The following is a 26,354-nucleotide window of genomic DNA, read 5'->3' on the forward strand; positions in this document are numbered from 1 at the left end:
GTGATGTTTGTCAGAATGCTGTCGGGGGCGCTCAGGCGCAGGGGCAGCCGCCAGCTCCTCATCGCCCTCACCGTCGCCCTCGGCGCCTGCGTTGCCACATCCATGCTGTCCGTCATGTTCAATGTCGGAGACAAGGTCAACCAGGAGCTCAAATCCTATGGGGCGAATATCGTCGTGCGCCCCAAAGGGGCGGCCGTCCTCGCTGACCTCTACGGCGCCGACGCCTCCTCATCGGGGCACGCCTACCTGCGAGAAGACGAATTGTCGAAGATCAAGACGATCTTCTGGACGTACAACATCCTCGATTTCGCACCCCTATTGCGCGTCGAGGCGACCGACTCTCAAGGCAGGGCGGTCCAGATCACCGGGACCTGGTTCTCCCGCCACCTCGACCTCGACACGGGAGAGAGCGTCGACACCGGGCTGAGCAGGCTCCGCGACTGGTGGAGCATCGACGGCGACTGGGCCGACGATGACGAGGCCGACGCCGTCATGGTCGGCGCCGCCTTCGCCCGCGACCGCGGCCTCGCAGTCGGCGACACCCTCTCCCTGCATGCGCGGGGCATCGTCCGAGACGCCCGCATCGTCGCAATCTTCACCTCCGGTGACGAAGCGGACGCAGAAGTGTACGCCCCGCTCGCCCTCGCCCAAGACCTCCTCGGCGAGTCCGGCGTCGTCGGCTCCGTCGAAGTGTCCGCCCTCACGACCCCCGACAACGACCTCGCCCGCAAAGCCGCGAAGAACCCCAAATCCCTGTCCGTGTCGGAGAAAGAAGTGTGGTACTGCACCGCCTACGTCTCCTCCATCGCCTATCAGATCGAAGAGGTGATGACGGATTCCGTGGCGCGCCCCGTGCGCCGGGTCGCCGAATCGGAGGGGACGATCCTGGAGAAGACACAACTGCTCATGCTGCTCGTCACCGCCCTCGCCCTCATGTCCTCCGCACTGGCGATCGCGAACCTCGTGACGGCGAATGTCATGGAGCGATCCGCCGAAATCGGCCTCATGAAAGCAGTCGGTGCGCAGGACTCGTCGATCATCGCGCTATTCCTCGCACAGATCATCCTCGTCGGCTTGGCCGGGGGTGGCATCGGCTATGCGGGCGGACTCGTCCTCGCCCGACTCATCGGACAGATCGTCTTCTCCTCCCCGATCGAGGTCGCTCCCGTCGTCGCCGTCCTCGTCGCGCTTCTCGTCACCCTCGTCGTCCTGGGGGCTTCCATCCCCGCCATTCGCTACCTGCTGCGCCTCAATGCGGCCGAAGTACTGCACGGGAGGTGACGACATGACTCGACGCTCAATGTTCTGGCGAATGGTCGTCTCATCGATCCTGCGCAGGCGCTCGCGCGTCCTCATCGCGATCCTCGCCGTCGCAATCGGAGCGACGACCTTGTCGGGGCTCACCGCCCTCGTCATCGACGTCCCCTCGCAGATCGCTCGGGAAGTGCGCTCATACGGCGCGAACCTCGTCGTGTCGCCCGACGCGGGAGCCGATCGCCTCACCGACCCGGTCCTCGAGCGAGTGTCGGACCTTATCCCCGCTGACGCGCTCGTGGGAAGCGCATCTTTCGCCTATGAGACCGTCCTCATCAACGACCAGCCCTTCGTCGCAGCCGGGGGAGACTTCGACGCGGTGAAGACCGTCAACCCCTACTGGTACGTCGACGGGCAGTGGCCAAGCTCCGCCGGGCAGATCCTCATCGGCGAGGAGATCGCCACCACCATCGGCGCCTCGCCGGGGCACAGGATCACGGTCGCCCTGCTCGGCGAGGGCGCCCAGTCGGGCGGGGAGGAATCGCAGGGCTCGACATCCGAGCGTCCGCACAGCGCCGAGCTCACAATCGCAGGAGTCTTGAAGACCGGTGGCAATGAGGACTCCTACCTGTACATGGGCTTCGACGACCTCGCAGAGCTCACCGATGGGGGAGCCGCCGTCTCCATCGCCGAATACTCCATCGCGCTGCACGGTGAGGAGCTGGCGGGGCTCGCACAGCGTATCAGCGACGAGGTCGACGGGGCGGTCGCGCAGACGGTTAAGCGCCTCGCCGACTCCGACACCGGAGTCATCCGCATGCTCCGCTCACTCTTGGCGATGATCACCCTCATCGTCCTGGCGCTCACCATGATCGGGGTATCCACGACAATGGTCGCCGTCGTCGCCGAGCGCCGCAATGAGATCGGCCTGCGCAAGGCACTCGGCGCGACCTCGACATCCATCGTCTGGGAGTTCATCGGCGAGGGCGCCCTCCTCGGCGCATTCGGCGGCATCGGGGGAGCAGCCCTCGGATACGGCCTGGCCGCAGCCGTCTCCATTAACGTCTTCCACCGCGCCGCCCAGCCGCACCCCCTCGTCATCGCGCTCACGATCATCGCGTCCATCGTCGTCGCAGTGATCGCCTGCCTGCCCCCGGTGCGCCGCGCCGCCGCCATCGACCCCGCGCTCGTGCTGCGCGGAGAGTGAGGACACCATGCCCGATAGCCCCCGACCCACCCTCGTCGACATGTCCGGAGTCTCCAAGATCTACGGGGACCTGCACGCCCTCGACGACGTGTCACTGCAGATCCCCCAGGGGCAGTGGATGTCGATCGTGGGCCCCTCCGGCTCCGGCAAGACGACCCTCATGAATATCGTCGGCTGCATGGACACCTCTTCGCGGGGAAGGATCATCCTCGACGGGCACGACATCAGCGACCTCACCGCCGCTCAACTCACCGAGATCCGCCGCCGCACGATCGGCCTCGTCTTCCAACAATTTCACCTTATCGGCCACCTCACGGCCCTGGAGAACATCATGGTCGCCCAGTACTACCATTCGATGCCCGACGAGAAAGAGGCGATGGAGGCGCTCGACCGGGTCGGCCTGGCCGACCGGGCTTCCCACCTGCCGCGCCAGCTGTCGGGAGGCGAACAACAGCGCGTCTGCGTCGCCCGCGCCCTCATCAATTACCCCAAATTGGTGCTCGCCGATGAGCCGACAGGCAATCTCGACGAGACGAACGAGGGCATCGTCCTCGACCTGTTCCGCCAACTCCACAAGGAGGGGACCACTCTCATGGTCGTCACCCACGACGCCCTCGTCGCGAGCCAGGGCCAACGGGAGATCCGCCTCGACCACGGTCGCATTGTCTCCGAGGTCTTCCACGATCACGATCCGGGCGAAGCGGCGAACGCAGGCCCCGGGAAGATGAAGGCGGCGCTGCGATGAGTGCGAGACGACTCCTGGGCGTCGGGGCACTCGGTCTGGGCGCCATGCTGGCGGCCGCCTGCTCGCCCTCCTACGACATCGACATGACCAGGCCCATGGCGGATGGCGAATGGACGGGTCGCTCCAACCCGGACGACCAGGGCGCCGTCGGCACCATCACGATCACGGTGTCCGGCGGGGACATCACGAATACGGTTTACGAGACGGCGCAGGCGGATGGGCGGGACAAGGACGCCGACTACGGGAAGAACTCCGCGGGGGAGGTCTTCAATGAGGAGTATTATGCCAGGGCGCAGGCGGCAGTGGAGTCCTTCGAGGAGTACTCCCGGCGACTGACGGAAACGGACGACCCGAATGCGGTCGACGTGATCTCCGGTGCGACCGTCGCGCACTCCCAGTTCATGCAGGCCGCGATCCGTGCCATTTCCGCAGCCCAGGGGGTTGACAATGATGCTGCGGCAAACCGGGTCGACATCCCCGGACTGTCCGACTCGATGCGGGATGAGGGGTTGGACAAGGACCTCGGCGGGGCGGATCGGTGAGACTCCCGTCGTCGCGCAGTGCCACGGGATGGGGCGCGACGGTCGATTTCAGCGTCCGCGGCTTGCCGACCTGGAGGGTCTCCTTCCCCGCGATGGGCACCCGATTCGACCTCGTCGGCCACGGCGGGGACCTGCGGGCAATCACCGAGGCCGCCTGCTCCCTCGTCAACGCCCATGAGCAGCTCTGGTCCGTCTTCCGCGATTCCTCCGATGTATCGCGACTCAACGCCTCACAGGGGTGGACGGATGTCGACGCGTCGACGGATCGCCTCCTTGTCGATGCCCTCGCCCTGTCGGAGGCGACCGGCGGAGTGTTCACACCGCTCATCGGCGCCTTCGCTGCACTGCGGGAGGGTGCGGGCGGCGGGTGCGCACTCGGGTCGGGAGACCCTGCGACGCTCGCGCCGGACGAACAGGAACGGGCGAGAGCCCTCCGGGCGTGCTCGCCGTCGCGCCTCGAGCGCAATGACATCGGCCAGTGGCGCCTCATTGCGAGCAGCGACAGCGCGCACCCCAGGGTCGACCTCGGCGGAGTAGCGAAGGGGGAGACGGCGGACCGTCTGCGCGACCTCGCGGTCGACATGGGAGCCGGGGGAGTCCTCGTCTCCGCTGGAACCTCATCGCTCGCCGCATGGGGGACGAGGACGAGCGGCGCGCCCTGGCGGATCGGATTGCGCGACACCGTCGGGGGAGCGGACGACTGGGCGGGGTCGGTGCCCCTGCGAGGAGGGGCACTGTCGACGTCCGGGATTCCAGGCGGAGCGTCCTGCCCGCCATCCCATCGGATTGTCGACCCGAGGACGGGCGCCCCGCCGGCGCCGACGCGGCACCAGGCGAGCGTCTTGTGCGCGAGCGGAGTCATGGCGGAGGTCCTGTCGACTGCGATCCTCATCGCCGGGACGGAGTGCGTCAACGAGGAGGCGCTTCGCCGGTGGGCGCACCGTCGCGGGGTGAGCGCCGAATGGGAATGGGTCGTCATGGGCGACTCGGGCGTGCAGGCGTCGGCTGGTGCGGGCTGGACCCCGCGCACCGGTCCGACTCATGAAGTCCGTCGAGGGGCGGCGGCCCGGTAGGCGGAGACCGTCGGGTCGCCGTCGATCCAGAAGCGCCACGGGTAGGCGCCGCCGTCCCCGCCGGGGCCGGTGACGCCCGTCCTCGGGCCCCGGCGGATCATGGCCGGCGCGACCGGTTCCTCCGGCAGGGCGAGGCGGGCGCGGCCGCCTGCCTCGCCCAGCAGCGCCCCGTCGTCCTCGCGAGTCAGTCCGAGGGCGGTGCACAGCCTCGCCGGTCCTCGCGCGAGGTCGGTGTCGCGCTGGGCCCTCGGCCTGCGGGCCCTGGCCGCCTCGACCCCCCGGGTGACCTCTCCGGCGCGTAAGAGGACCGCAGAGGCCGACCCGGCGGGTCCGCATACGATGTTCGCGCAATGGTGCATGCCGTAAATGGAGTAGACGTAGATGCGGCCCCCGGCTTCGAACATTGACGAGTTCCGGGCGGTACGCCCGCGGAAGGCGTGCGATCCGGGGTCGTGCTCGCCCAGGTAGGCCTCGACCTCGGTAAGGCGGACGGACACGGCCGTGGTCGGGCCGAGAACGCTCAGGGTTGCGCCGAGGAGGAAGGGGGCGGCTGCGAGTGCGTCGCGCTCGACGATCCCGTCCAATGAGAAGCGCGCCGTCCGAGTCATGAGGAGAGTCTACCGATGCCGTTCCGCTTCCGGATACCGCGGGGCGTACGAGTCGCGGTCCAAGCGCCGCGCAGCGTATGGACGAAGGGGTGTGTCCGCCCCTGAGCGCGCGTGGTGCCGGTCCAGCGAATGGACCGGGGTCTTTACGCGAGGGGCGGCACGGAGTACGTTGTGATATGTAGTTTCAGTAACTTGCTGCACAAGACGAAGGAGTCTTTGTGAGTCCCTCATACGCCCCGCGAATAATGACCCGCCTGCGGCTTCTCCTAACCGCCCTCGTCAGCGCCGGACTCCTGATCCCCGGTGCCGCCGCCCCGACCGTCGCCGCCCCGACCGTCGCACCGACGACGGTGACCCTGACGAACGCCCTCACAGGCGCTTACGACGGAGACGGCGACGCCCTCGTCACCATCCCAGGCTCCCACAACCCCGCCATGGGGTGCTCGGGCGAATGGCAACCCGAATGCGACAGGGCCGCCCTCGCCAAAGACCCCGAGACGGGCATCTACACCGCAACCTTCGACCTGCCGCGAGGCCAATGGCAGTACAAGGTCGCGATCGGCGGGACGTGGGACGAGAGCTACGGCGCCAACGGAGTCCCCGGTGGAGACAACATCATCTACTCCCTGGACGAAGCCGGTCCCGTCACCTTCTTCTACGACCCCGCAACCCATCGGGTGTGGAATACCGCGGACGGCCCCGTCATCACACTCCCCGGAACTCTCCAAGCGCCACTGGGCTGCACGCGAGGGGACAACGGCGGCAATTGGGCGCCCGACTGCCTCGCACCGCTCATGGTGCCCAATGGGGACGGGACATGGACCTACTCAACGAATAAGCTGCCTATGGGCAGCTATCTCGTCAAAGTCGCCCATAACCGCTCCTGGACGGAGAACTACGGCGTCGACGGGGTCGAAGACGGTCCGAACTACTCCTTCTCTGTGACCTCCGACAAGACAGTGACATTCACCTACACCATGGCAACGCACCTCCTCGACATCGACGTCGCCGACGCCCCCCTCATGGGAACCGGACAACAAGCCGCCTACTGGGTAGATGCGACAACCCTCGCATGGCCGACGTCGATGCTCCCCAAAGACGTGACCGCAGATCAGGTGGTCTCAGGAGAAGCCGGTATCGGCTTCTCCCTCGTCACCGCGGGCAATGGCGGTGCGGAGATCATCGACGGAGCAGTCGCGGGAGGAGAATCGACGCCGCTGACAATTACCGCAAGCCTGCCGAAGGAGGCGACCGACCTCCGACCGAACCTCAAGGGCTACATCGGACTGCGCATCCCGGACGGCTTCGGCGCCGACGCCGTGAAGAGGGCCCTCACCGGCCAGGTTCGCGTTCTCGCCACCGCTCACGCTGCCCCCTTCGCATTCACCGGAGTGCAGATCGCGCCCGTCCTCGACGCCCTGTACTCCGACGATGCGCGCACTGCGGAACTCGGCGTGACGTGGACGGGGGCCGGGCCCTCCTTCGCGCTGTGGGCGCCGACCGCGAAGAGTGTGACGCTGCTGAGTTGGAACAGTGGCGATGACACCGGCTCCGTTCCCCAGATCAACGAGGACGCCCGCCGCACACCCGCACGCCTGGGCCCCGACGGGCGCTGGGTCGTGGACAATGCGGACGGGGCCATCACCGTGGGTGCGCAGTACCTGTGGGAGGTGGAGGTCTACGTCCCGGCGACCGGGAAGGTGGAGACGAACACCGTCACCGACCCCTATTCGATCGCCCTGACCGCCGACTCGACGAGGTCGGTCGCCATCGACCTCATGAACCCGGCGATCATGCCCGAGCAGTGGGCCCGTACCCCGTCCCCTCGGGTCCACAATGACGCCTCTCGGGCGATCTATGAACTGCACGTCCGCGACTTCTCCGCGAAAGACGAGTCCGTGCCCGCCGCGCTGCGCGGTACCTACGGGGCATTCACCGTCTCGGACTCGACGGGCATGAGGGCGCTTGCGGAACTCGCCGAAGCGGGCATCGACACCGTTCACCTGCTGCCGACCTTCGACATCTCCACCATCCCCGAGAGACGTGCGGATCAAGCGACTCCGACGATCCCGGATGCGGGTCCCGCGGCCGAGGACCAGCAGGCGGCGGTCGCGGCGGTCGCGGATCGAGACGCCTTCAACTGGGGATACGACCCGTTCCACTGGATGACCCCGGAGGGCTCCTATGCGGCCGACGGTCACCAGGACGGAGGGGCAAGGATCGCGGAGTTCCGCGACATGGTCGGTGCGCTGCACTCCGTCGGTCTGCAGGTCGTCCTCGACGAGGTCTACAACCATACGGCCGCAGCGGGGCAGGACCCCAAGGCAGTGCTCGACCGGATCGTCCCGGGCTACTACCACCGCCTCGATGCGACCGGAGCGATCACCACCTCCACATGCTGCTCCAATATTGCGACCGAGAACCTCATGAGCGAAGACCTCATGATCGATTCCCTCGTCCTGTGGGCGCGCGCCTACCGGGTCGACGGGTTCCGCTTCGACCTCATGGGTCACCATTCCCGCGACACTATGATCCGGGCGAAGGAGGCGCTCGCCGAACTCACCCTCGAAAAGGATGGTGTTGACGGATCGAGCCTCTACCTGTACGGCGAAGGATGGAACTTCGGCGAGGTCGCAAACAATGCCCTGTTCACGCAGGCGACCCAGGGACAGCTCGACGGCACACAGATCGGCGCATTCAACGACCGGCTGCGCGACGCAGTCCACGGTGGCGGCCCCTTCGACACGGACCACCGGGTCTTCCAGGGCTTCGGCTCCGGCGCGGTCACCGATCCCAACGGCTTGGACACGAGGGGTGCCGAGGAACAGCTCGCCGACCTCATGCACCGGACCGACCTGGTGAAACTCGGGGTGGCCGGCAATCTCAAGGATTACGCGCTGACGACTTACGACGGGAGCGTGAAACTCGGCAGCCAGATCGACTACAACTCCCTGTCCGCGGGCTATGCCTCAGATCCCGCGGAGAGCGTCAATTACGTGGATGCCCACGACAATGAGACGCTCTTCGATCTGCTGACCTACAAACTGCCCTCGTCAACGCCGATGAGCGATCGGATCCGCATGAACACGGTGTCGCTGGCGACCGTCGCCCTCGGACAATCCCCCTCGTTCTGGGCGGCGGGCACTGAAAGGCTCCGCTCGAAGTCACTCGACCGGGACTCCTACAACTCGGGCGACCACTTCAACGCCATCGACTGGACGGGTAACGACAACGGTTTCGGACACGGCCTGCCAGTCGCGTCGAATAATCAGGAGCAGTGGCCGATCATGAGGCCTCTGTTGGAGGACCCCTCCCTCAAGCCCGGCGCGGATGATATCGCTGCGGCGAAGGCGCAGGCCCTGGACCTTCTGCGCCTGCGCAAGTCGACACCGTTGTTCTCACTCGGATCCGCCCGGCTCATCAAGGAGAAGGTTTCCTTCCCGAACTCCGGTCCCGACCAGGCACCGGGCACTTTCCTCATGCTCATTGACGACAACGCCCCAAGCGGTGCGTCTGCGAACGCAGGGAATCGGGCGGTGACGAGCGTCGATCCGAATCTCAATGGCGTCCTCGTCGTCTTCAACGCCTCGAAGGATCCGCTCACACAGGCAGTCGACGGGCAGGCGGGCCGACACTTCGTCCTCAGCCCCGTCCAGGCCTCCGGCTCCGACCCCGTGGTGAAAACGACGACCTGGGACGATGCGACGGGCACCGTGACGGTTCCCGCCAGAACCGTCGCCGTCCTCGTCGACGAGGCGAATGCCCCCGGACCCATCGCGCCCCTCGGCGTCTCCTACGAGCCGGTCGCAGTGACGGCGGGCGACGAGGCGAGTGCGACTCCGATCGTGCGCGACGAGTCGGGCGAGGTCGTCACCCTGCCCGAGGGGACGTCGTTCACCCTGGGGGAGTCGGCTCCGCGTGATGCGGTGATCGATGCGACCACGGGCGTCATCCGCTGGAGGGTGCCGGCCGATCATGCGACGACCGCAGTCCGGATTCCCGTGACCGTCTCATTCGCCGACGGGCGGGTGGTGACGAGCGAACTCGTCGTCTCCGTGAAGGGACGCGACGCCGCATCCGATGCACCGACCTCTCCTCGTGCCGGCATCGTGGGCGCGCTGCCGATCACCGGGGCCGGCGGGCTTCTCCTCGTTCTCGCCATCGCCGGTGCCGCGGCCGTCGCCGGGGGCGTGTTCGCCTCCCGCAGGCGGGCCTAGAGCGAGGGCGGGGCGCCGTCCTCGCCGCCCGCTTCATGCCGCGGCCGCGAGGCGCGCGCGCCCGGAGGCGAGCAGACCGGTGACGTGCGAGCCGAGGCGGGAAGCATCGCAGCGCAGTGCCTCGACGGTGCCGAAGACCAGGTAGGACTGGCCGAGGTAGTTGAGTGCGAAGAGGGACGAGTTCGCCCCGATCGATGCGGCCCACAGGGGCACTCCCGCGTTCGTGAGGGCCGTGAGTGAGGCGTAGGCGAGCAGCATGATCACCGCCCCCCATGCGTAGTAGCGCGCCGCGGTCGCGATGAGGCCGCCGCGCGCCCTGAAGACACGCCGGTTGATGAGGTAGTTCATCGTGCAGGATGCGGTTCTCGCAATGATGACAGGGGCGAAGAGGCCGCCGATCGTCGCATTGAGGATGAGGAGCATGAGGTAGTCGACTCCGGTGGAGGACAGAGACGACGCGATGTAGCGGACCTGGGTGCCCAAACGCCTCATGAGGCCGGTCTCCCGGGCGAGTAGCGGAGCGGGAGAGGCGGAGGGTCGCATCATGGTCATGTCTTCAGGCAACCGTGCTGCGCTGTCGCCGCCGTGTGGCGGACCTATGGACGAGCTGTGACATTTCGAGGATGGGCGCCCCTCGGCGGCCGGTCCCGCGATCGTCCGATGGCGCCTCGATGCGGGCGCCCGCCGTCGCATGCGGCTCGCGGATCCCACGCATAAGATGGACGCATGTATCGAGGCGCCATCGCGCACCACCAGGGGTTGCGCCGCCGTGTGCGCATTCGGATGATGCGGCGCGCGACCCGACCGCCGTTCTCGGCGGAGGTGCGGGCGCCATGACGATTCCGGAGGGTCCCTCCCTTTTCGATTCGGCGGCTGAGGACGGCGGATTCGACGACACGACCCGTCCCCTCGCGGACCGGTTGCGCCCGCGCAGCCTTGACGAGGTCGTCGGGCAGGACCACCTGCTGTCAGCCGACGCCCCGCTCGGGCGAATGGTTCACGCGGGGCGGATCTCGTCGATCATCTTGTGGGGGCCGCCCGGATGCGGCAAGACGACGATCGCCCGACTGCTCGCCGGCAAGACCGGCCTCGTCTTCGAACAGGTCTCCGCCACCTTCTCCGGGGTGGCGGACCTGCGCAGGGTCTTCACCGCCGCCTCCAAGCGCAAGCAGATCGGTCAGGGCACGCTGCTCTTCGTCGACGAGATCCACCGCTTCAACCGCGCCCAACAGGATTCTTTCCTGCCCTATGTCGAGGACGGCACGGTCGTCCTCGTCGGCGCGACCACCGAGAACCCCTCCTTCGAACTCGTCGGCGCGCTCTTGTCGCGCTGCCACGTCATGGTGCTCCACCGCCTCGACGGCGCCGCTCTCGCAGAGCTCATGGACAGGGCGGAGGGCCTCATCGGACGGCCACTGCCGCTGACCGAGGGGGCGCGCGCCGCCATGATCGCCATGAGTGACGGGGATGGGCGCTACCTGCTCGGCCTCGTCGAACAGGTCGATGCACTGGGACCGAGGGGCGAAGTTCTCGACGCGGAGGGCCTCGCCCATCTGCTCGCCTCGCGGGCGCCCCTGTACGACAAGTCAAGCGACGAGCACTACAACCTTATTTCGGCGCTCCACAAGTCGATGCGGGGATCGGACCCGGACGCCTCCCTCTATTGGCTGTCGCGAATGCTGCTGGGGGGTGAGGACCCCTTGTACGTGGCGCGCCGACTCATCCGCTTCGCCTGTGAGGATGTGGGCATGGCGGATCCGAATGCGTTGTCCGTGGCGCTGTCCGCTTGGGAGTCCTATGAGAGGCTCGGCTCCCCCGAGGGGGAGATCGCCATCGCCCAGGCCGTCGTCTATCTGGCGAGTGCGCCCAAGTCGATCAGCGTGTACAGGGGATTCAACAGGGCGTGGAGACTGGCGAGGGAGACCGGGTCGCTCATGCCGCCCGCTCACATCCTCAACGCGCCGACCCGCCTCATGAAGGACCTCGGGTACGGTGCGGGATACCAATACGATCCCGACCTTGAGGACGGCTTCTCGGGCGCGGATTACTTCCCCGACAGCGTCGCGCGGCGCCGCCTCTACGAGCCGACGGATAACGGGTATGAGCATGCGGTGCGCGACCGCCTCGCACAGTGGGAGCGCATGCGCCGACTCAAAGAGCGCGACTCATGAAGCGGCGGTCGGGGCCGCCGCGCAGCGGTCGCACGGCTCAGGAGGGGGTGCGGCGCAACAGCACTGCGACCTCGACGTGGTCGGTGTGGGGGAACATGTCGAATAGGCGTGCTTCGACGCACCGGTAGGCGGGCATGGCCTCCAGATCCCGGGCGAGGCTTGTCGGATTGCACGACGAGTAGATGACGCGCTCGCCTGCGCGCTCGTTGATCCACTGGGCGAGGGTGTCCCCGATCCCGCGCCTGGGCGGATTGACGATGAGGACGTCAGGCGCCGTGGCGGGGTCTTGCTGAGCAGCCCACGCGGTTGCATCCGCTGCGATGAAGCGCGCAGCGGTGCGGGACAGTCCCGCCTGTGATGCCGAGCGGATCGCAGAGGCGATCGCCCGTTCCGAGATCTCGACGCCGGTGACTCGGGGGATGCCAGCGTTCGCGGCGTGAAGGGCGAACCCTCCAATGCCGCAGTACAGGTCCCACAGGGTCTGCGGCGCATCGCCCGATGCGAGGGGGAGAGCCGCCCAGTCGGCGGCCTGGCGGTACAGATCGCCAGCCACGGCGGCGTTCGTCTGGATGAAGGAGCCCGGCCCGAGGGCGAGGTCGAGGTCTCCCGCGCGGATCGGCAGCATCCGGCGCTTGGACAGGATGATCTCATCGGGGCCTTCGATGAGCGCCTCATGGGCGGGGTGGATATTCGCTGTGACGAGGGCGAGGTTCGGGACGAGGGCGACGAGGTCGGGCAGGGCGAGGCGGATGTCGGTGACGCGGTCGCGGGTGCGCAGTACGAAGCGGCACATGAGTGCGTCATCGGCTCCGACGGTGAGGAGGATGTACTTGAGCTCCCCGTTCTTGGTCGGAACATCGTAGGGGGTGAGGTCGAGCGAGCGGATGAAGCGCTTGAGTGCGGGCGTCGCCCGGTTGATCGCAGGATGCTGGATGGGGCAGCCCGGCAGGTCGACGCCGCGCCGATCCGGCCCGAGGATCCCGAGGGTGGGGCGCCGACGGGTCCCGCCGACGACGAGTTTCGCACTGGTGCGGAATGCTGTGGTCGCGGATCGCCTCGGTGAGAGCCAATGGACTCCCGCGGTGGTGGGGACGAGGGCGAGGGCCTCGGCCGCCGTTTCAGACTTGGCGGCGACTTGTTCGTCGTAGGGGATGTCGAGGTAACGGCAGGAGCGGCATGCGCCCCGGTCCCAGTGTTCGCACTGCATGGCCCGATCGTCTCATGAGGCCGCCACAGATGCACGTGGCTCGTCCGATGATCGAAGGGATGATCAGGAAAACCGAAATCGAAAGAGACGTATTGACTACTGTCGTTGGGGTTATCTGACGCTGGGAGAGGCAACGACGCCCCGCCCGGTGCCAAGGCTCAGCGCCTTGAGCCGTCGACTAACTTCGGTGCGACCAGTGCGAAACACGCTTCGTCCTAGATGCGTCGAACAACGCGTCTGCTGGATGTGCGCGTCTCGTTGGGGCGATCGTCTGGTCGAGGCTGGGGGAACGGACCCTGTCCTTACGCATGCCCTCGTGCGCGGCGCCCTTGATGAAATCATCGGAACGGTATTTGCGCTGACGAGGATCCTGTTTACTTGTCGGAAGAAGAAGGCGGAAGGGGTATCTATCTCTCCACGATACAGAAAGAAAACCGCCCTCGTGATGGCGAAGCAACAGCGGGGGGCGGTGTCTGAGGGAACGGCGATAACACGGCGTTCGTTGCCTTGGACGATTGCAGTGAAGATGTGGTGATGTCATGTGGGTTGCTTCCGCCCCGGGGTGTTGTTTCGCTCGTGGCGGACGTGTCTACTCACGGAGGTGTGGGAGGCGCATGAATGGTCACGCGGATAGACCGTGTCGCTGCAGGCGGATAACCGCGCGATCCAGTCGGGGCGCACGACGGCGCGCTCGGCACGAGTCAGCCGCTGCTGGGCGTCGAGCGGGGCGTGTTCTGCCGGTGATCCGTGATGAGTCTATGACGTTGTTGGGCCGTTGTGTGCGCCGACATGAGAGTTGAGTACATGTGACTCAACGTGAGTCGCGTCGTGTTGCGCCCATGAATCTCCTGTTCTAAAGTTGAGCCCAAGGGACTCAACTGAGTCCGCAGAACATCAGAAACTCCTGGTCGGGACCCTAGCCCCGACCATATGAAAGGAACTCACATGGCACGTGCAGTAGGCATCGACCTGGGAACCACCAACTCCGCAATCGCCGTCCTCGAGGGCAGTGAACCCACCATCATCGCGAACGCGGAGGGCATGCGCACCACGCCCTCCGTCGTCGCATTCTCCAAGACCGGTGAAGTCCTCGTCGGCGAGATCGCCAAGCGCCAAGCCGTCACCAACGTCTCGCGCACCATCTCCTCCGTCAAACGCCATATGGGCACCGACTGGAGCGTCTCCATCGACGACAAGACCTACACCGCTCAGGAGATCTCGGCGCGCATCCTCTCCAAACTCAAGGCGGATGCGGAGTCCTTCCTCGGCGAGCCCGTCACCGACGCCGTCATCACCGTCCCCGCCTACTTCAACGACGCCCAGCGCCAGGCGACCAAGGACGCCGGACAGATCGCAGGCCTCAACGTCCAGCGCATCGTCAACGAACCGACCGCGGCCGCCCTCGCCTACGGCCTCGAAAAGGGCAAGGAGGATGAGCTCATCCTCGTCTTCGACCTCGGCGGCGGGACCTTCGACGTCTCCCTCCTCGAGATCGGCAAGGACGAGGACGGCTTCTCCACCATCCAGGTCCGCGCGACCGCCGGCGACAACCGCCTCGGCGGCGACGACTGGGATCAGCGCATCGTTGACTGGCTCATCTCACAGGTCAAGGCCAAGACCGGCGCCGACCTGTCGAAGGACCCCGTCGCGCTCCAGCGCCTCAAGGAGGCCGCGGAGCAGGCGAAGAAGGAACTGTCCACGGCGACGACCACGAACATCTCCCTCCAGTACCTGTCGATGACCGCTGACGGACCCATCCACCTCGACGAGTCCCTCACCCGCGCCAAGTTCGAAGAAATGACCGCCGATCTACTCGAACGCACGAAGAAGCCCTTCCACGACGTCATCCGCGACGCCGCCATCTCCGTGTCCGACATCGACCACGTCGTCCTCGTCGGCGGCTCCACCCGCATGCCCGCCGTCACCGACGTCGTCAAGCAGCTCACCGGAGGGCGCGAGCCCAACAAAGGCGTCAACCCCGACGAGGTCGTCGCCGTCGGCGCCGCGCTTCAGGCGGGCGTCATCCAGGGCGACCGCACGGACGTCCTCCTCATCGACGTCACCCCTCTCTCCCTCGGCATCGAAACCAAGGGCGGCATCATGACCAAGCTCATCGACCGCAACACGGCGATCCCGACGAAGGCCTCCGAGGTCTTCTCCACCGCCGAAGACGGTCAGCCCTCCGTGCTCATCCAGGTCTACCAGGGCGAACGCGAATTCGCCCGCGACAACAAGCTCCTCGGCACCTTCGAGCTGTCCGGAATCGCCCCCGCCCCCCGCGGCATCCCGCAGATCGAGGTCACCTTCGACATCGACGCGAACGGCATCGTCCACGTCTCGGCGAAGGACCGCGGCACCGGCAAGGAGCAGTCCGTCACCATCACCGGCGGCTCCGCACTGCCCAAGGAGGACATCGACCGCATGGTGAAGGAGGCCGAAGAACACGCCGCCGAAGACAAGAAGCGCCGCGAAGAGGCCGATACCCGCAACCAGGCGGAGCAGGTCATCTACTCCATCGAGAAGCTCCTCAAGGACAATGCCGAGACGATCAAAGAAGAGACCCGTGCCTCCGTCCAGGCCGATGTCGACGCCGTCAAGGAGGCCCTCAAGGGCGACGACACCGATGCGGTCAAGACCGCACTCGAGAAGCTCAACGCCTCCTCGATGAAGATCGGTGAAGAGGTCTACGCCGCTCAGCAGGCCCAGGAGGCCCAGGCCTCCGAGGCGCCCGCATCCGATGCGTCCGCAGATGACGATGTCATCGACGCCGAGATCGTGGACGAGGACGACGCCAAGTGACCGGATCTGAGAACCAGGGCGACGCGTCCGCTCCCCGGGGCGGCGGGACCGACTCGACAGAGTCGGCCCCCGCGGCCGCGCCCGGGGAGGAACAGCGTACCGCCGAGACGGCCCCCGCCGGTTCGGAGGATGCGAACGCCCTCGACATGACTCAATTCGAAGCGGATGTCGAAGACTCCGAACTGTCGACGGCACTGGCACGAGTCGCCGAACTCGAAGATCAGCTGGCCAGGGCCCATGCGGAGCTGTACAACCAGGGCCAGGAGTACTCGAACTATGTGCGCCGCGCGAAAGACGCGATTCCCGCGCACCGCGAGTCCGGGCAGAGCGAAGTCATTGACGCGCTCATCGGCGTCCTCGACGACATCGACGCGGCACGCGCCCACGGCGATCTCGACGACGGGCCCTTCGCGTCCATCGCGGCCAAACTCGAGTCCACCCTCCAGGCGCGCTTCGACCTCGAGCGCTACGGCGCCGCGGGGGAGGACTTCGACCCCGCGATCCATGAGGCGCTGCTCGCCAGCACGAGCGCCGACGTCGACCATCCCGTCATCGCGCAGATCCTTCAACCCGGATACCGCCGGGGCGAGCGCGTCCTGCGCGCGGCGAAAGTCGTAGTCGACAACCCTGAATGAGACCACTCGTACGACGACATGGATGGAGGTGACCCGCGGTGAGTGGACAGGACTGGCTTGAGAAGGACTTCTACGCAACCCTCGGAGTCGCCAAAGATGCTGACGCGGCTACCATCAAGAAGGCCTACCGCAAGCTTGCTCGCCAATGGCACCCCGACCAGAACCCCGGGGACGCGAAGGCGGAGGAGAAGTTCAAAGAGATCGGCGAGGCCTACGCGGTCCTCTCCGATGAGGAGCAGCGCAAGCAATACGATGCGCTGCGCGCAATGGCGGGGGGCGGTGCCCGCTTCTCCGCGGGAGGCCCGGGGGCGTCGGGATTCACGGACTCCTTCTCCTCCTTCTTCGGCTCCAACGGGGCGAACTTCAGTTTCTCCACGTCGGGAGCCGAGGGCGACCTCGGGGACATCCTCTCGGGGATGTTCGCCCAGGGCGGCTTCGGCGGCGCCCAGGGCTACTCGGGCGCGTCTTTTCAGGGCGGGTCCCCCTTCGGGCAGCGCACCGCGCGCCCACACAAGGGGAGGGACCGGCACGCCTCGGCGACCGTCTCCTTCCGCGATGCCCTCTCCGGCACGGAAGTGTCGATGACGATCGACTCCAAGCGCCAGAAGGTCCGCCTTCCCGCCGGGGTAAAGGACGGGCAGAGGATTCGACTGCGTGGCAAGGGCATGCCGGGAAGCAACGGCGGCCCCGCGGGCGACCTCGAAGTGACGATCCACGTCACACCGCACCCCGTGTATACGCGCGATGGCGACGATGTGCGGATCACCGTGCCCGTGTCGATCCCGGAGGCGGCGCTCGGGGCGAAGATCCAGGTGCCGCTCATTGACGGCAGGATAGTGACGGTGAAGGTGCCCGCGGGAACCCAGTCCGGCGCCGTCCTACGAGTGCGCAACGAGGGCGTGCGCACGGCGAAGAAGACGGGCGACCTACTCATCGACATCGCCGTGACGATCCCCAAGAGCCTCTCGAAGGAGCAGAAGGATGCTCTGACCAGGCTCGCGAACGCCCTCGGCGATGCGGATCCGCGTCACGGCCTCGCCGAATCGGCGAAGGAGTAGTCCCATGGCCAGGCCTACTCCAATGAACGGCGGGGACGACTCGACCCTCACCTTCGTCATCTCCGTGGCGGCGGAGTTGGCGGGGATGCATCCGCAGACCCTGCGCCAGTACGACCGCCTCGGCCTCGTCACGCCCGCCCGTACCAAGGGGCGCGGACGGCGCTACTCCCAGCGCGATATCCAGCGCCTGCGCGACGTGCAGAGGATGAGCCAGGAAGAGGGCATCAATCTGGCGGGCATCCGCCGGATCCTCGGCCTGGAGCGCCAGGTTGTACGACTCGAGAACGAGTGCGATGCCCTGCGTGAGAAGCTCGATGAATTGCAGGCGCGCCGCGACCGCATCTTCGCGGCCACTCCCACGGGGGAGGTGTCGCCGCTGCGCCGCGGAGAACGCCCCTGGTCGGAATCGACCACATCCGGGCAGCAGCGCGCAGAAGTCGCCGTCTGGCATCCGTGGCGCTCCTACGGCGCCTACCGTCCGGCGCGCACCATCCGCGCCGTCATCGAGGCGGACCCTCAGGGGACCCGCATGATCGAGGGAACGGTCACAGTCGTCTCCTGAGTCGACGCCTCTGCTCGCGCGCTTCGACTTCCCGGTCGGCAACACGGTTCAGGCGGCGAGCGTGCGCAATAGGTCCGGACGACGATTCCGGTGGAGCACGTCGAAGAGGGGCTCGGGCGCAATAGCGGGTCATCCGAATTTTGCGGCCTTATCGCGCCAGGTGCTCACTATCAGTATTCTTCAACAGTCTGTTGACTTCATACGTATTTTGTTGTTTGATTGTACAAATCAATCGAAGTCGACCAAAGGTGGAAAACCTATGGGGAATGCGTCACGGGTCATAGATGCTGAAAGAGAGTGCATCCTCGCTACGCTTCAACAGCTTGTTGAACCATTGTGTGCCTCCATCGTCGGCCCTTCGGAAGTCGTCGTCCATGATCTCGATCTTCTACCCCATTCGATCATCGCCGTCTCGGGGAGCCTGACGGGACGCACAGTCGGAGACCCCGCCACCGATGCCCTCTTGAAGGCCGCGGTCTGCGATGAACTCAACACCCGCCTCGGCTACCGGACGACTTCGCCGGACGGCAAGAACCTTCTATCCACCACGATCGTCTTCCGGGATTCAACGGGGGCCCCCGTCGCAGCACTGTGCATCAACCGGGATATCACCCAATGGGAGGCGCTCCACTCCATCGGAGCATCCCTCGGCGCCCTCATCCACGACGAGGCCCCTCCCCCTCCCGACGCCCAGGAGTCTTTCGTGCACGACGTCGACGAGCTCGCCGCACTCCTCTTGCACAAGGCGATCGAGGGGATTCCCGTGTCTGTCGACGACATGCGCAAAGAACACAAGGTCGACGTCGTTCGACGCCTCAAGGAGCACGGGTTCTTCCTCCTGCGCGATGCTGCGAGCATGGCTGCTGAGGCCCTCCAATGCACGCGTTTCTCCATCTACAACTACCTCAATGAGATCGATGCGGAGAAGAAGTGAACGACTCGGATCCCGACTTCACCACCCGTCTGTCGCGCTGGGGGACCCACAGCGCCAAATGGGATCTCCTCGCCTCCCGCTTGGGCGACGACGTCATCGCCCTGTCGGTCGCGGACATGGAGTTCCAGACCTGCTCGGCAGTCGTCGACGCAGTCACCCTCGCCGCCTTGCACGGCTCCTACGGATACACCGAAGTCTTCCCCGACTTCGCTGAGGCCGCGGTCGGCTGGCAGCGCCGCCGCCACGGTTGGGCGCCCGACGCAGAGGACGTCCACTTCTTCCCGAGAGTCGTTCAGTGCGTATCCGCCCTCGTCAATTTCATCCTCCCGAGCGAGGACGGTCGTCGCGTCCGCGTCGCCACTCTCAGCCCCGCGTATTCCCCCCTCCTCGAGGTCTGCGAGCGCTCGGGGGTGGAACTCGCCCGCATCCCCCTCGCCGACACCGCGACGAGGGCGCGCATCGACTGGGGCGCCCTCGAAACAGCCCTCCACGACGCCGACCTCTTCTTGTGGACGAACCCCCACAATCCGACCGGTCGCGTCTGGACAACAGAGGAACTCAGACGTCTCGCGGATATCCTCCGTGAGGGGAGCGTCCTCGTCCTCTCCGACGACATCCACTCGGACTTCACCCGACCGGGGCGACCCTCTTACACGGCCCTGGCCGCCATAGCCCCCGACCTGTGGGAATCGGGGCGCATCATCCAGTGCGCATCTCCCGGCAAGACCTTCACCATCGCGGGCCTGGAGGCGACCGCCATCTGTGTGCACGGCGAACTCGGGGATCGTCTCGAAGCGGGCAAGCGCCGCATGGGCTTGCACAATCCCAACTACTTCGCCATTCCCGCAGTGCTCGCCGCGTGGAACGAGGGCGGCCCCTGGGCTGACGAACTCCTACGAGTCATTGACCGCAACATTCGAGCAGCCCTCGACATCTTCGCCCGCCTGCTCCCCGACGCTGCGGCCTGCGACCCGGACGGGACCTACCTCATATGGGTCGACGCCTCCGCCTACATCGAGGACGAGGAGGACCTTGCCCGCGCCTGTCGAGCCGCCCGGGTCGCCGTCAGTCCCGGCGGTGACTTCGGACCGGGGTACGAGCAGTACTTCCGAGTCAACACCGCGCTGCCCCGCCGCGACCTCGAAAAGGGGCTCATCCGATTGTGCTCGGCCCTCGCACACCGCGAAGCGGAATCCTGAACATCCCACAGGCGCACTGTCATGGCGGGCGCCCCCATCGAAAGGACAATGATGCCTCCTGAACCCACAGTCGTCCCCGTCGCAGAGACGACGAGCCCGCGCGCTCATCGCACTCCCTCGATCGCCATGGCCGCGATCCCCGTCATCACTCTCGTCGTCTTGCTCGGAGGCGGGTACATTTTCGCCCAACTTCCCGTTGAGCCGCTCCTCATCGCCTCCGCGGTCGTCGCCGGAATCGTCGCCTGGCGGCTCGGCTACTCGTGGGAGGAGATCATGGGATCGGTCGCCGAAAAAATCGCCAAGACCATGCCCGCGATCCTCATCCTCATCTCCGTCGGCATGCTCATCGGCACATGGATGGCCGGCGGCACCATCCCGATGCTCATCTACTACGGGCTGAAGATCATCGATCCGCAGTATCTCGCAGTCATCGCCCTGCTCGTCACCGCCATCGTCTCGCTGTGCACGGGCACATCATGGGGCTCGGCTGGGACGGTCGGAGTCGCCTTCATGGGCGTCGCCGTCGGCATGGATGCCAACCTGCCGATGGTCGCGGGCGCCGTCGTCTCCGGCGCCTACTTCGGCGACAAGCTCTCCCCCCTGTCCGATACGACGAACATCGCGTCGATGGCGACCGGTGTCAACCTCTTCACCCATATCCGCCATCTCCTGTGGACCACGCTCCCCTCGCTCCTCACCGCGGCCCTGATCTACCTGGTGTTCGGAATGGGGCTCAAGGGGGGTGAGGTTCCCGAAAAGGTCGGCGACATCCTCGCGACTCTCGATTCGGCGTTCTCATGGAACCTCCTCCTGCTTGTACCGATCGTCATCGTGCTGGGCGGTTCGATGTGGAAGAAACCGACTGTCCCCGTCATCCTCGTGTCCAGCGCTGTCGCCATGTTCAACGCGGTCGTCTTCCAGGGCATCGCCGTCAAGGACACCGTCGTCGCAGCCGTTAACGGCTTCAATGTCGAGATGGTGGCGAAGAACGGCTTCGATGCAGACCATGTCATCGAGGACGTGACGCGATTGCTCAACCGTGGCGGCATGAACTCCATGATGTCGGTCCTGCTCATCTGCTTCTGTGCGATCACCTTCGCCGGCGTCATCGCGGTGTCGGGCTCCCTCGATGTCCTCATCTCGAATCTCCTCAAGCCGGTTAAGAGCACATTCGGACTCATCGCGGCGACGATCATCACGGGGCTCGCGACCATCGGCATCACCTCCAATGGCCAGGTCTCACTACTCATCCCCGGCGAGATGCTCCGAGACGAGTACGTCAAGCGCGGACTCGACCCGAAGAACCTATCCCGTACGATCGAGGACTCGGCGACCCTATGGGAGCCGATCCTGCCCTGGACGTCGGCCGGCGCCTACATGGCGGGCACGCTCGGCGTGGCGACACTGTCATATATGCCATGGGCCGTGTGCAACTGGATCGCGATCTGCTTCGCAATGCTGTGGGGAGCGACCGGCATCGGCATCGCCCGTCTATCGAAGGAGCGTCAGGAGGAGCTGTTGAAGGCCTGAGGGTTTGGCCCGGATCCTCGCCTCCGCGTGGGGCGATCACAATCGAATACTCATGAGAAGGCGGAGTTCACGCAGGTTCGCCCTGTGTGAACTCCGCCGCGTTCATGCGCTGCAGCAGCACCTCAGTGGAAGCCCTTCCAGTCGCCGTGCAAATATGCGCACGAATCACCGGGCCTCTGTGCCTTTCCCGTATGAGGCTCTAATCTACGTGAGATCGATCCCGAACAGTGGTGAGGAGAATCACTGATGAAACCCCGCTCGGTCGCAGCTGCCGCCTGCCTTCCCCTGATTGTCGGCGTCATGGCATCCGGCCCCGTCCTCGCCGCCCCCGCGCAGCCGCCGACCACCGGTGTGCTCACGGTCGCCACATTCAATGCCAGCCTCAACCGCGATGCGGGTGGCCAGCTCCTCACAGACCTCGCCACCCCGAACAACGCACAGGCTTCGAACGTCGCGGAAACCATTCAGAGGGTGGATCCGGACATCCTCCTCGTCAACGAATTCGACTACGACGCCGAAGGCAGAGCCGTTGACCTGTTCCGCACGAACTACCTCGAAGTCGCCCATAACGGCGCCGCCCCCGTCTCCTACCCCTACGCCTGGTCGGGACCGGTGAACACCGGCGTGCCCAGCGGCTTCGACCTGGATAAGGATGGGACGAACAACGGCCCGAGCGACGCCTGGGGCTTCGGCACGTTCCCGGGTCAATACGGTTTCGTCGTCTACTCGAAGTATCCGATCAAGACCGACCAGATCCGCACGTTCCAGAACTTCTTGTGGAAGGACATGCCGGGCGCCCTCCTCCCGACCAACGCCGATGGCACGGGCTGGTACTCCGACGAGGTGCTCCAGCGCTTCCCCCTCTCGTCTAAGACGCACGCCGACCTGCCGGTCGACGTCGACGGCACGACCGTCCACGTCCTCGCCGCGCACCCGACCCCGCCCTCGTTCGACGGACCCGAGCAGCGCAACAAGAAACGCAACTTTGACGAGATCCACGTGTGGGCCGACTACGTAGCGAACCGGGCCGACTACCTCTACGACGACAATGGCGTCAAAGGCGGCCTTCCCGCCGATGCGAACTTCGTCATCCTCGGCGACTACAACTCCGATCCGCTCGACGGCGATTCGTACCCGGGAGCCATCGACCAGCTTCTCGCCAGCCCCCGAATCGTCGACACGCTACCGACCTCGCAGGGCGGCCCTCTCGAGGCTCAGCTCCAGGGCGGCGCGAACCTCACCCACAAGACGGACCCGAAGTTCGACACGGGCGACTTCACCGATGATCCGCGGCCGGGGAATCTGCGCATCGACTACGTGCTGCCGAACGCGGGTACGCAGGTCGACGAGGCGCAGGTCTTGTGGCCAACCCGCGACGACGAGCTGTTCCGCCTCACCGGCCTCCACCCCTTCCCAACCTCGGACCACCGCATGGTCTGGACGAAGCTGCGCTTCCCGACGACAGAGCCTCCCGCTCCGGAGCAGCCGGAGCCCGGAGAGCAGACCCCCGCAGACCCCGGCAAGGAATCGGACAGCGGTGCGGATGCCGGTCCCAGCGGTATGCCGAAGGCCCTTGAACAGCCCAATGCCCTGGCGAACACGGGAGCCGTGAGCGGGGCCGCTCTCGGCTTCGCACTCGTCCTCACAACGATCGGTGCGGGCGTCCTCGCGTCGGCCGGTTCGGGTGCCCTTCCACACCGCGGCCGCAGGGGCTGAGCCTATCGGTCGAAGACGATCGCCATCGGCGTCTGCTGCGAGCCCTGGCCCAGCGGATTGTCCGCGAACTGCTCCTCGTAGTACTCCGCGTCGCGCGACGCCGACAGGCCGAGCACATTGCGGCCGATGTCATTCGCATCCATGACCACGACGCCGTCGAAGGTCTCGCGGAACTCCTCGGGCACCAGGGAGCGTACAAGCTCGGACAGGTGTGCGGCGACGAGATCCGGATCCTTCGGGGGGAGCTTCGCCGACACATTCGACGGATACACGGAGTACTCCGTGGGGCCGTCGATCGCGCGCACATTCGCGCCCGCCAACTCGTAGAACACGCCTTTCTTGCCGCGCAGTTTGCCGATCACGGAACCTGCCGCCGCGTAGAGGATGCGGCCCAAGCCGGCCTCGTCAATGGCGAGCTGCATCGTCACCGGGTTGCCCAAGCCGATGCCGGCGGGCGTCCGAGTCACCATCCGGGACAGCTTGCGGGCCACAAAGGACGGCTTGACGTCCCAGATGAACCACGAGCGCCCCTGCATGATCGCGATGATCTTCTCAGAGACCGTCAGATTCCAGCGTTTCCCGCTGGTCGCCGCACGGTCGTCCTCGTCGCCCAGATTCTTCAAATCGTTGAAGAACTGCGTGATATAGTGACCGATTTCGGCATCCATATCAGAGTCTCGGGAGAACTTATCCGTCTGAATCGGGTAGCGGCGCGACACGGTCCCGTCGGGGAGGACCAGATCGAGGCTCTTCCCCGTATTCGCCTCCAACGGCGTATGCGGATCGGGAGGCAGGTTCTTCCCATGATCGGTGAGATCGAGGTCGGCGAATCCCTCGTCGAGAGATGCCCCGAGGTCGTCGCCGTCGAGGTAGATGCGCGCCCACAACTCAACATTCACCAGGCGCCAGAACAGCATCGTCGACGCGTCATTGCGGTCATTGATGAAGCCGTCGAATGCGGTGAGGACCTCCGCCTGGTTGAACCAGGGCCTTTGGCCGAAGGACTGCGAGGCCAAGATGTCGAAGATCGCACCCTTGATGCGCTTGAACCACTCGTCCTCAGGGGTGGTGAAGCCGATCTTATTGCGGCGCAGGCGGATCGAGTCGGGAACGAGGCCCGCGACGGCGCGGCGCAGGACATTCTTGTTCCACCCGGCGGTGATGATCGCGTCGTCGGACAGGGAGAACAGGAAGCGGACGGTGTCTTTGTCGAGGAAGGGGACGCGGCCCTCGAGGGAGAAGCGCATCGTATTGCGGTCTTCATAGCGCAACAGCGAGGGCAGCGAATTGTGGAAGAGGTCCTGGATGAGGCGTTCTTTGAGGTCGTCGCGCACGACGTCGAGGGACTCGTCTAAGTAGCGCTTGCGGAATTCCTCGTTGAGCAGCGTAGACGTGACGACGGGGGTGCGGCGGCGGAGCTTGTCGGCTGCGGTGAAGCGACCCAGGCGCGCGAGGACGTCCGCGCTGCGAGCAGTCTCCAATGCCAGTTTCGCGAGCTTGCCCTCCTTGCGCAGCTGGCGGAAGTAGACGAAGTAGTACGGGATGTATCCGGCCATCATCTCGTCCGCGCCCTGGCCGTCGAGGAGCACGGTGACGTGCTTGGAGGCTTCGCGCATGACGGCGTACTGGGCGTAGGGGCCGGTCGAGATGGTGGGCTCTTCCTGTGTACGGATGAAGTCGACCATGTCGAGTTTGAACTGGTCCGCGGTGGGCAGGATCTTATGGCTCTCGACGTGTCCGGCGCAGGCATCGAGGGCGTCGTCGACGTAGCGCTCCTCGTCGTTGAGTGAACCGGGGAAGACGGCGGAGAAGGTGTTCTGGCGGGCGCCGACTGCGGCGGTTGACTGCGTCGCACCCTTCGCGAGCATCTGGTTGATGATGAGGGCGACCGTCGTGGAGTCGAGGCCGCCGGACAGGGACGTTCCTACGGGGACCTCGGACTGGAGGCGCTCGCGAACCGACTGGGTGAGCATCTCCTGGTAGGTCCGCACGGCCTCATCGTCGAGGGGGCGGCGCTCCTTCGCGGCCTCGCGCAATTCGTCGGGGAAGCTCGTGTAGGTGGAGCGGGTGATGCCGGTCGAGTCGATCTGGACGAGCTCTCCCGGCATGAGGCGCTCGATGCCCTCGAAGAAGGTTTCGGGGGCGTCCTCGTGGATGCGGAAGGCGAGGTAGCGGTAGAGGGTGCGCTCATTGGCGCGCCGGGCGACGAGACCGGTACCGAGCAGGGTCTTGAGCTCCGATGCGAAGAGGACGGAGGTACCGGCGAAATCGCTGTCTTGGGCGGACAGGTCTGCGAAGTACAGGGGCTTGATGCCGAAGTGATCGCGGCTCAGAGTAAGTCGCTGTTCGACGGAGTCCCACATGGCGATGGCCCACATGCCGTCCATTCGATCGAAGAAGGCGGGCCCGTGGGCGGCGAAGCCCTCGAGGATGACCTCCGTATCGGAGTCGGTGTGGAAGGAGGCTCCCTCGGACTGCAACTGCGAGCGCAGTGGCAGGTAGTTGTACAGCTCGCCGTTATAGATGATGGTGTAGCGCTTGTCGGCCGTGGTCATGGGCTGTGCGCCGGTTTCGCGGGCGATGATCGCCAGTCGGCGGTGCGCCAAACCGACGGGTCCGTCCGAGAAGACTCCTTCACCATCGGGGCCGCGGTGGACCTGCGTCGCATTCATTGTGGTGAGAAGATCGTCATTGAGCCGTTGATCGTGACCGAAGTACCCGCTAATACCGCACATGCCGAACCGTCCTGTTCTTATGACTCCTCACTGAATGATAGAGCGTGGCATTCAATGATGCGAAGTGCGGCCCCGACGGGCGGCACTGTGCGGTGAGCGGTGCGCTCAGGGTCCCCACTCGGCACGATCAGGGGGACTCCCGTCTATCGCCCGTAGGTGACG

At 65.9% G+C, this 26,354-nt stretch carries 19 protein-coding genes; 15 read left to right on the forward strand and 4 right to left on the reverse strand.

The features are described 5' to 3' along the window. Positions 1-3 precede the first annotated feature (3 nt). From BQ7471_RS10085 to BQ7471_RS10105, 5 genes are read left to right on the forward strand one after another with little or no spacing between them, the layout of a single operon-like run. Complete coding sequence (locus tag BQ7471_RS10085) at positions 4-1,281, forward strand: ABC transporter permease (protein WP_205408292.1); 1,278 nt, start codon at positions 4-6, stop codon at positions 1,279-1,281. A 4-nt stretch (positions 1,282-1,285) separates the two neighbouring features. Next, positions 1,286-2,461 (forward strand): ABC transporter permease, encoded by a 1,176-nt coding sequence (locus BQ7471_RS10090; RefSeq protein WP_076465960.1) that lies wholly within the window; start codon positions 1,286-1,288, stop codon positions 2,459-2,461. Positions 2,462-2,468: 7 nt separating this feature from the next. After that, the gene (locus BQ7471_RS10095; RefSeq protein WP_076465961.1) at positions 2,469-3,206 is read left to right on the forward strand and encodes an ABC transporter ATP-binding protein; all 738 of its coding nucleotides are present in this window, start codon (positions 2,469-2,471) and stop codon (positions 3,204-3,206) included. Beyond that, positions 3,203-3,748: an FMN-binding protein gene (locus BQ7471_RS10100; protein ID WP_076465963.1), complete on the forward strand. Its 546-nt coding sequence runs from the start codon at positions 3,203-3,205 to the stop codon at positions 3,746-3,748. Before BQ7471_RS10095 ends, BQ7471_RS10100 begins: the two co-directional genes overlap by 4 nt. After that, positions 3,745-4,821, forward strand: coding sequence for an FAD:protein FMN transferase (locus tag BQ7471_RS10105; protein ID WP_076465965.1), 1,077 nt, complete (start codon positions 3,745-3,747; stop codon positions 4,819-4,821). Before BQ7471_RS10100 ends, BQ7471_RS10105 begins: the two co-directional genes overlap by 4 nt. Here BQ7471_RS10105 and BQ7471_RS10110 read toward each other — a convergent pair. Then, positions 4,788-5,429: a DNA-3-methyladenine glycosylase gene (locus tag BQ7471_RS10110; RefSeq protein WP_076465966.1), complete on the reverse strand. Its 642-nt coding sequence runs from the start codon at positions 5,427-5,429 to the stop codon at positions 4,788-4,790. The genes BQ7471_RS10105 and BQ7471_RS10110 overlap by 34 nt on opposite strands. Before the next feature lie 245 nt (positions 5,430-5,674). On the opposite strand from BQ7471_RS10110, the gene pulA reads away from it, so the two are divergent. Beyond that, on the forward strand, positions 5,675-9,646 hold the full coding sequence (gene pulA / locus BQ7471_RS10115) for a pullulanase-type alpha-1,6-glucosidase (protein WP_076465967.1): 3,972 nt from the start codon (positions 5,675-5,677) through the stop codon (positions 9,644-9,646). A 33-nt stretch (positions 9,647-9,679) separates the two neighbouring features. Here the strand turns inward: pulA and BQ7471_RS10120 are convergent, their stop codons facing one another. Continuing rightward, complete coding sequence (locus tag BQ7471_RS10120) at positions 9,680-10,198, reverse strand: GtrA family protein (RefSeq protein WP_076465969.1); 519 nt, start codon at positions 10,196-10,198, stop codon at positions 9,680-9,682. A 281-nt stretch (positions 10,199-10,479) separates the two neighbouring features. Between BQ7471_RS10120 and BQ7471_RS10125 the strand changes: the two genes are divergently transcribed. Further along, positions 10,480-11,817, forward strand: coding sequence for a replication-associated recombination protein A (locus BQ7471_RS10125; protein ID WP_076465970.1), 1,338 nt, complete (start codon positions 10,480-10,482; stop codon positions 11,815-11,817). A 37-nt stretch (positions 11,818-11,854) separates the two neighbouring features. Here the strand turns inward: BQ7471_RS10125 and BQ7471_RS10130 are convergent, their stop codons facing one another. Continuing rightward, a complete protein-coding gene (locus BQ7471_RS10130; RefSeq protein ID WP_076465972.1) occupies positions 11,855-13,024 on the reverse strand; it encodes a methyltransferase domain-containing protein in 1,170 nt (389 codons plus the stop codon). Positions 13,025-13,969: 945 nt separating this feature from the next. On the opposite strand from BQ7471_RS10130, the gene dnaK reads away from it, so the two are divergent. The 8 genes from dnaK (at position 13,970) to BQ7471_RS10170 (ending at position 23,457) form a co-directional block, all read left to right on the forward strand. After that, positions 13,970-15,823 carry a molecular chaperone DnaK gene (gene dnaK, locus BQ7471_RS10135; RefSeq protein WP_076465974.1) on the forward strand — a complete coding sequence of 618 codons (1,854 nt, stop codon included), beginning with the start codon at positions 13,970-13,972 and terminating at the stop codon, positions 15,821-15,823. Then, positions 15,820-16,458, forward strand: coding sequence for a nucleotide exchange factor GrpE (locus tag BQ7471_RS10140; RefSeq protein ID WP_076465975.1), 639 nt, complete (start codon positions 15,820-15,822; stop codon positions 16,456-16,458). The genes dnaK and BQ7471_RS10140 overlap by 4 nt, the downstream gene beginning before the upstream one ends. 38 nt (positions 16,459-16,496) lie before the next feature. After that, positions 16,497-17,516 carry a DnaJ C-terminal domain-containing protein gene (locus tag BQ7471_RS10145; RefSeq protein WP_076465977.1) on the forward strand — a complete coding sequence of 340 codons (1,020 nt, stop codon included), beginning with the start codon at positions 16,497-16,499 and terminating at the stop codon, positions 17,514-17,516. Between the two features lie 4 nt (positions 17,517-17,520). After that, positions 17,521-18,078 (forward strand): heat shock protein transcriptional repressor HspR, encoded by a 558-nt coding sequence (locus BQ7471_RS10150; protein ID WP_235821302.1) that lies wholly within the window; start codon positions 17,521-17,523, stop codon positions 18,076-18,078. Positions 18,079-18,337: 259 nt separating this feature from the next. After that, a complete protein-coding gene (locus BQ7471_RS10155) occupies positions 18,338-19,012 on the forward strand; it encodes a helix-turn-helix transcriptional regulator (protein WP_076465981.1) in 675 nt (224 codons plus the stop codon). Further along, the gene (locus BQ7471_RS10160; protein WP_076465982.1) at positions 19,009-20,211 is read left to right on the forward strand and encodes a MalY/PatB family protein; all 1,203 of its coding nucleotides are present in this window, start codon (positions 19,009-19,011) and stop codon (positions 20,209-20,211) included. The genes BQ7471_RS10155 and BQ7471_RS10160 overlap by 4 nt, the downstream gene beginning before the upstream one ends. Before the next feature lie 48 nt (positions 20,212-20,259). Continuing rightward, on the forward strand, positions 20,260-21,741 hold the full coding sequence (gene nhaC, locus BQ7471_RS10165) for a Na+/H+ antiporter NhaC (RefSeq protein ID WP_235821303.1): 1,482 nt from the start codon (positions 20,260-20,262) through the stop codon (positions 21,739-21,741). A gap of 246 nt (positions 21,742-21,987) precedes the next feature. Continuing rightward, a complete protein-coding gene (locus BQ7471_RS10170; RefSeq protein ID WP_076465986.1) occupies positions 21,988-23,457 on the forward strand; it encodes an endonuclease/exonuclease/phosphatase family protein in 1,470 nt (489 codons plus the stop codon). A 2-nt stretch (positions 23,458-23,459) separates the two neighbouring features. Here BQ7471_RS10170 and asnB read toward each other — a convergent pair whose 3' ends face one another. Beyond that, on the reverse strand, positions 23,460-26,192 hold the full coding sequence (asnB, locus tag BQ7471_RS10175) for an asparagine synthase (glutamine-hydrolyzing) (protein WP_076465987.1): 2,733 nt from the start codon (positions 26,190-26,192) through the stop codon (positions 23,460-23,462). Between the last annotated feature and the right edge of the window lie 162 nt (positions 26,193-26,354).

This window comes from Actinomyces mediterranea (genome assembly GCF_900155595.1).
In the GTDB taxonomy this organism is placed as follows: Bacteria; Actinomycetota; Actinomycetes; order Actinomycetales; family Actinomycetaceae; genus Pauljensenia; species Pauljensenia mediterranea.

Excerpts from the sequence above, each read along its gene's own strand:
- asnB (WP_076465987.1), bottom strand. The coding sequence starts at position 26,192 with ATGTGCGGTATTAGCGGGTACTTCGGTCACGATCAACGGCTCAATGAC.
- BQ7471_RS10130 (WP_076465972.1), bottom strand. The coding sequence starts at position 13,024 with ATGCAGTGCGAACACTGGGACCGGGGCGCATGCCGCTCCTGCCGTTAC.
- BQ7471_RS10150 (WP_235821302.1), top strand. The coding sequence starts at position 17,521 with ATGGCCAGGCCTACTCCAATGAACGGCGGGGACGACTCGACCCTCACC.
- BQ7471_RS10110 (WP_076465966.1), bottom strand. The coding sequence starts at position 5,429 with ATGACTCGGACGGCGCGCTTCTCATTGGACGGGATCGTCGAGCGCGAC.
- BQ7471_RS10125 (WP_076465970.1), top strand. The coding sequence starts at position 10,480 with ATGACGATTCCGGAGGGTCCCTCCCTTTTCGATTCGGCGGCTGAGGAC.
- BQ7471_RS10155 (WP_076465981.1), top strand. The coding sequence starts at position 18,338 with ATGGGGAATGCGTCACGGGTCATAGATGCTGAAAGAGAGTGCATCCTC.
- BQ7471_RS10090 (WP_076465960.1), top strand. The coding sequence starts at position 1,286 with ATGACTCGACGCTCAATGTTCTGGCGAATGGTCGTCTCATCGATCCTG.
- BQ7471_RS10100 (WP_076465963.1), top strand. The coding sequence starts at position 3,203 with ATGAGTGCGAGACGACTCCTGGGCGTCGGGGCACTCGGTCTGGGCGCC.
- pulA (WP_076465967.1), top strand. The coding sequence starts at position 5,675 with ATGACCCGCCTGCGGCTTCTCCTAACCGCCCTCGTCAGCGCCGGACTC.
- BQ7471_RS10120 (WP_076465969.1), bottom strand. The coding sequence starts at position 10,198 with ATGACCATGATGCGACCCTCCGCCTCTCCCGCTCCGCTACTCGCCCGG.
- dnaK (WP_076465974.1), top strand. The coding sequence starts at position 13,970 with ATGGCACGTGCAGTAGGCATCGACCTGGGAACCACCAACTCCGCAATC.
- BQ7471_RS10170 (WP_076465986.1), top strand. The coding sequence starts at position 21,988 with ATGAAACCCCGCTCGGTCGCAGCTGCCGCCTGCCTTCCCCTGATTGTC.
- BQ7471_RS10085 (WP_205408292.1), top strand. The coding sequence starts at position 4 with ATGTTTGTCAGAATGCTGTCGGGGGCGCTCAGGCGCAGGGGCAGCCGC.
- nhaC (WP_235821303.1), top strand. The coding sequence starts at position 20,260 with ATGATGCCTCCTGAACCCACAGTCGTCCCCGTCGCAGAGACGACGAGC.
- BQ7471_RS10095 (WP_076465961.1), top strand. The coding sequence starts at position 2,469 with ATGCCCGATAGCCCCCGACCCACCCTCGTCGACATGTCCGGAGTCTCC.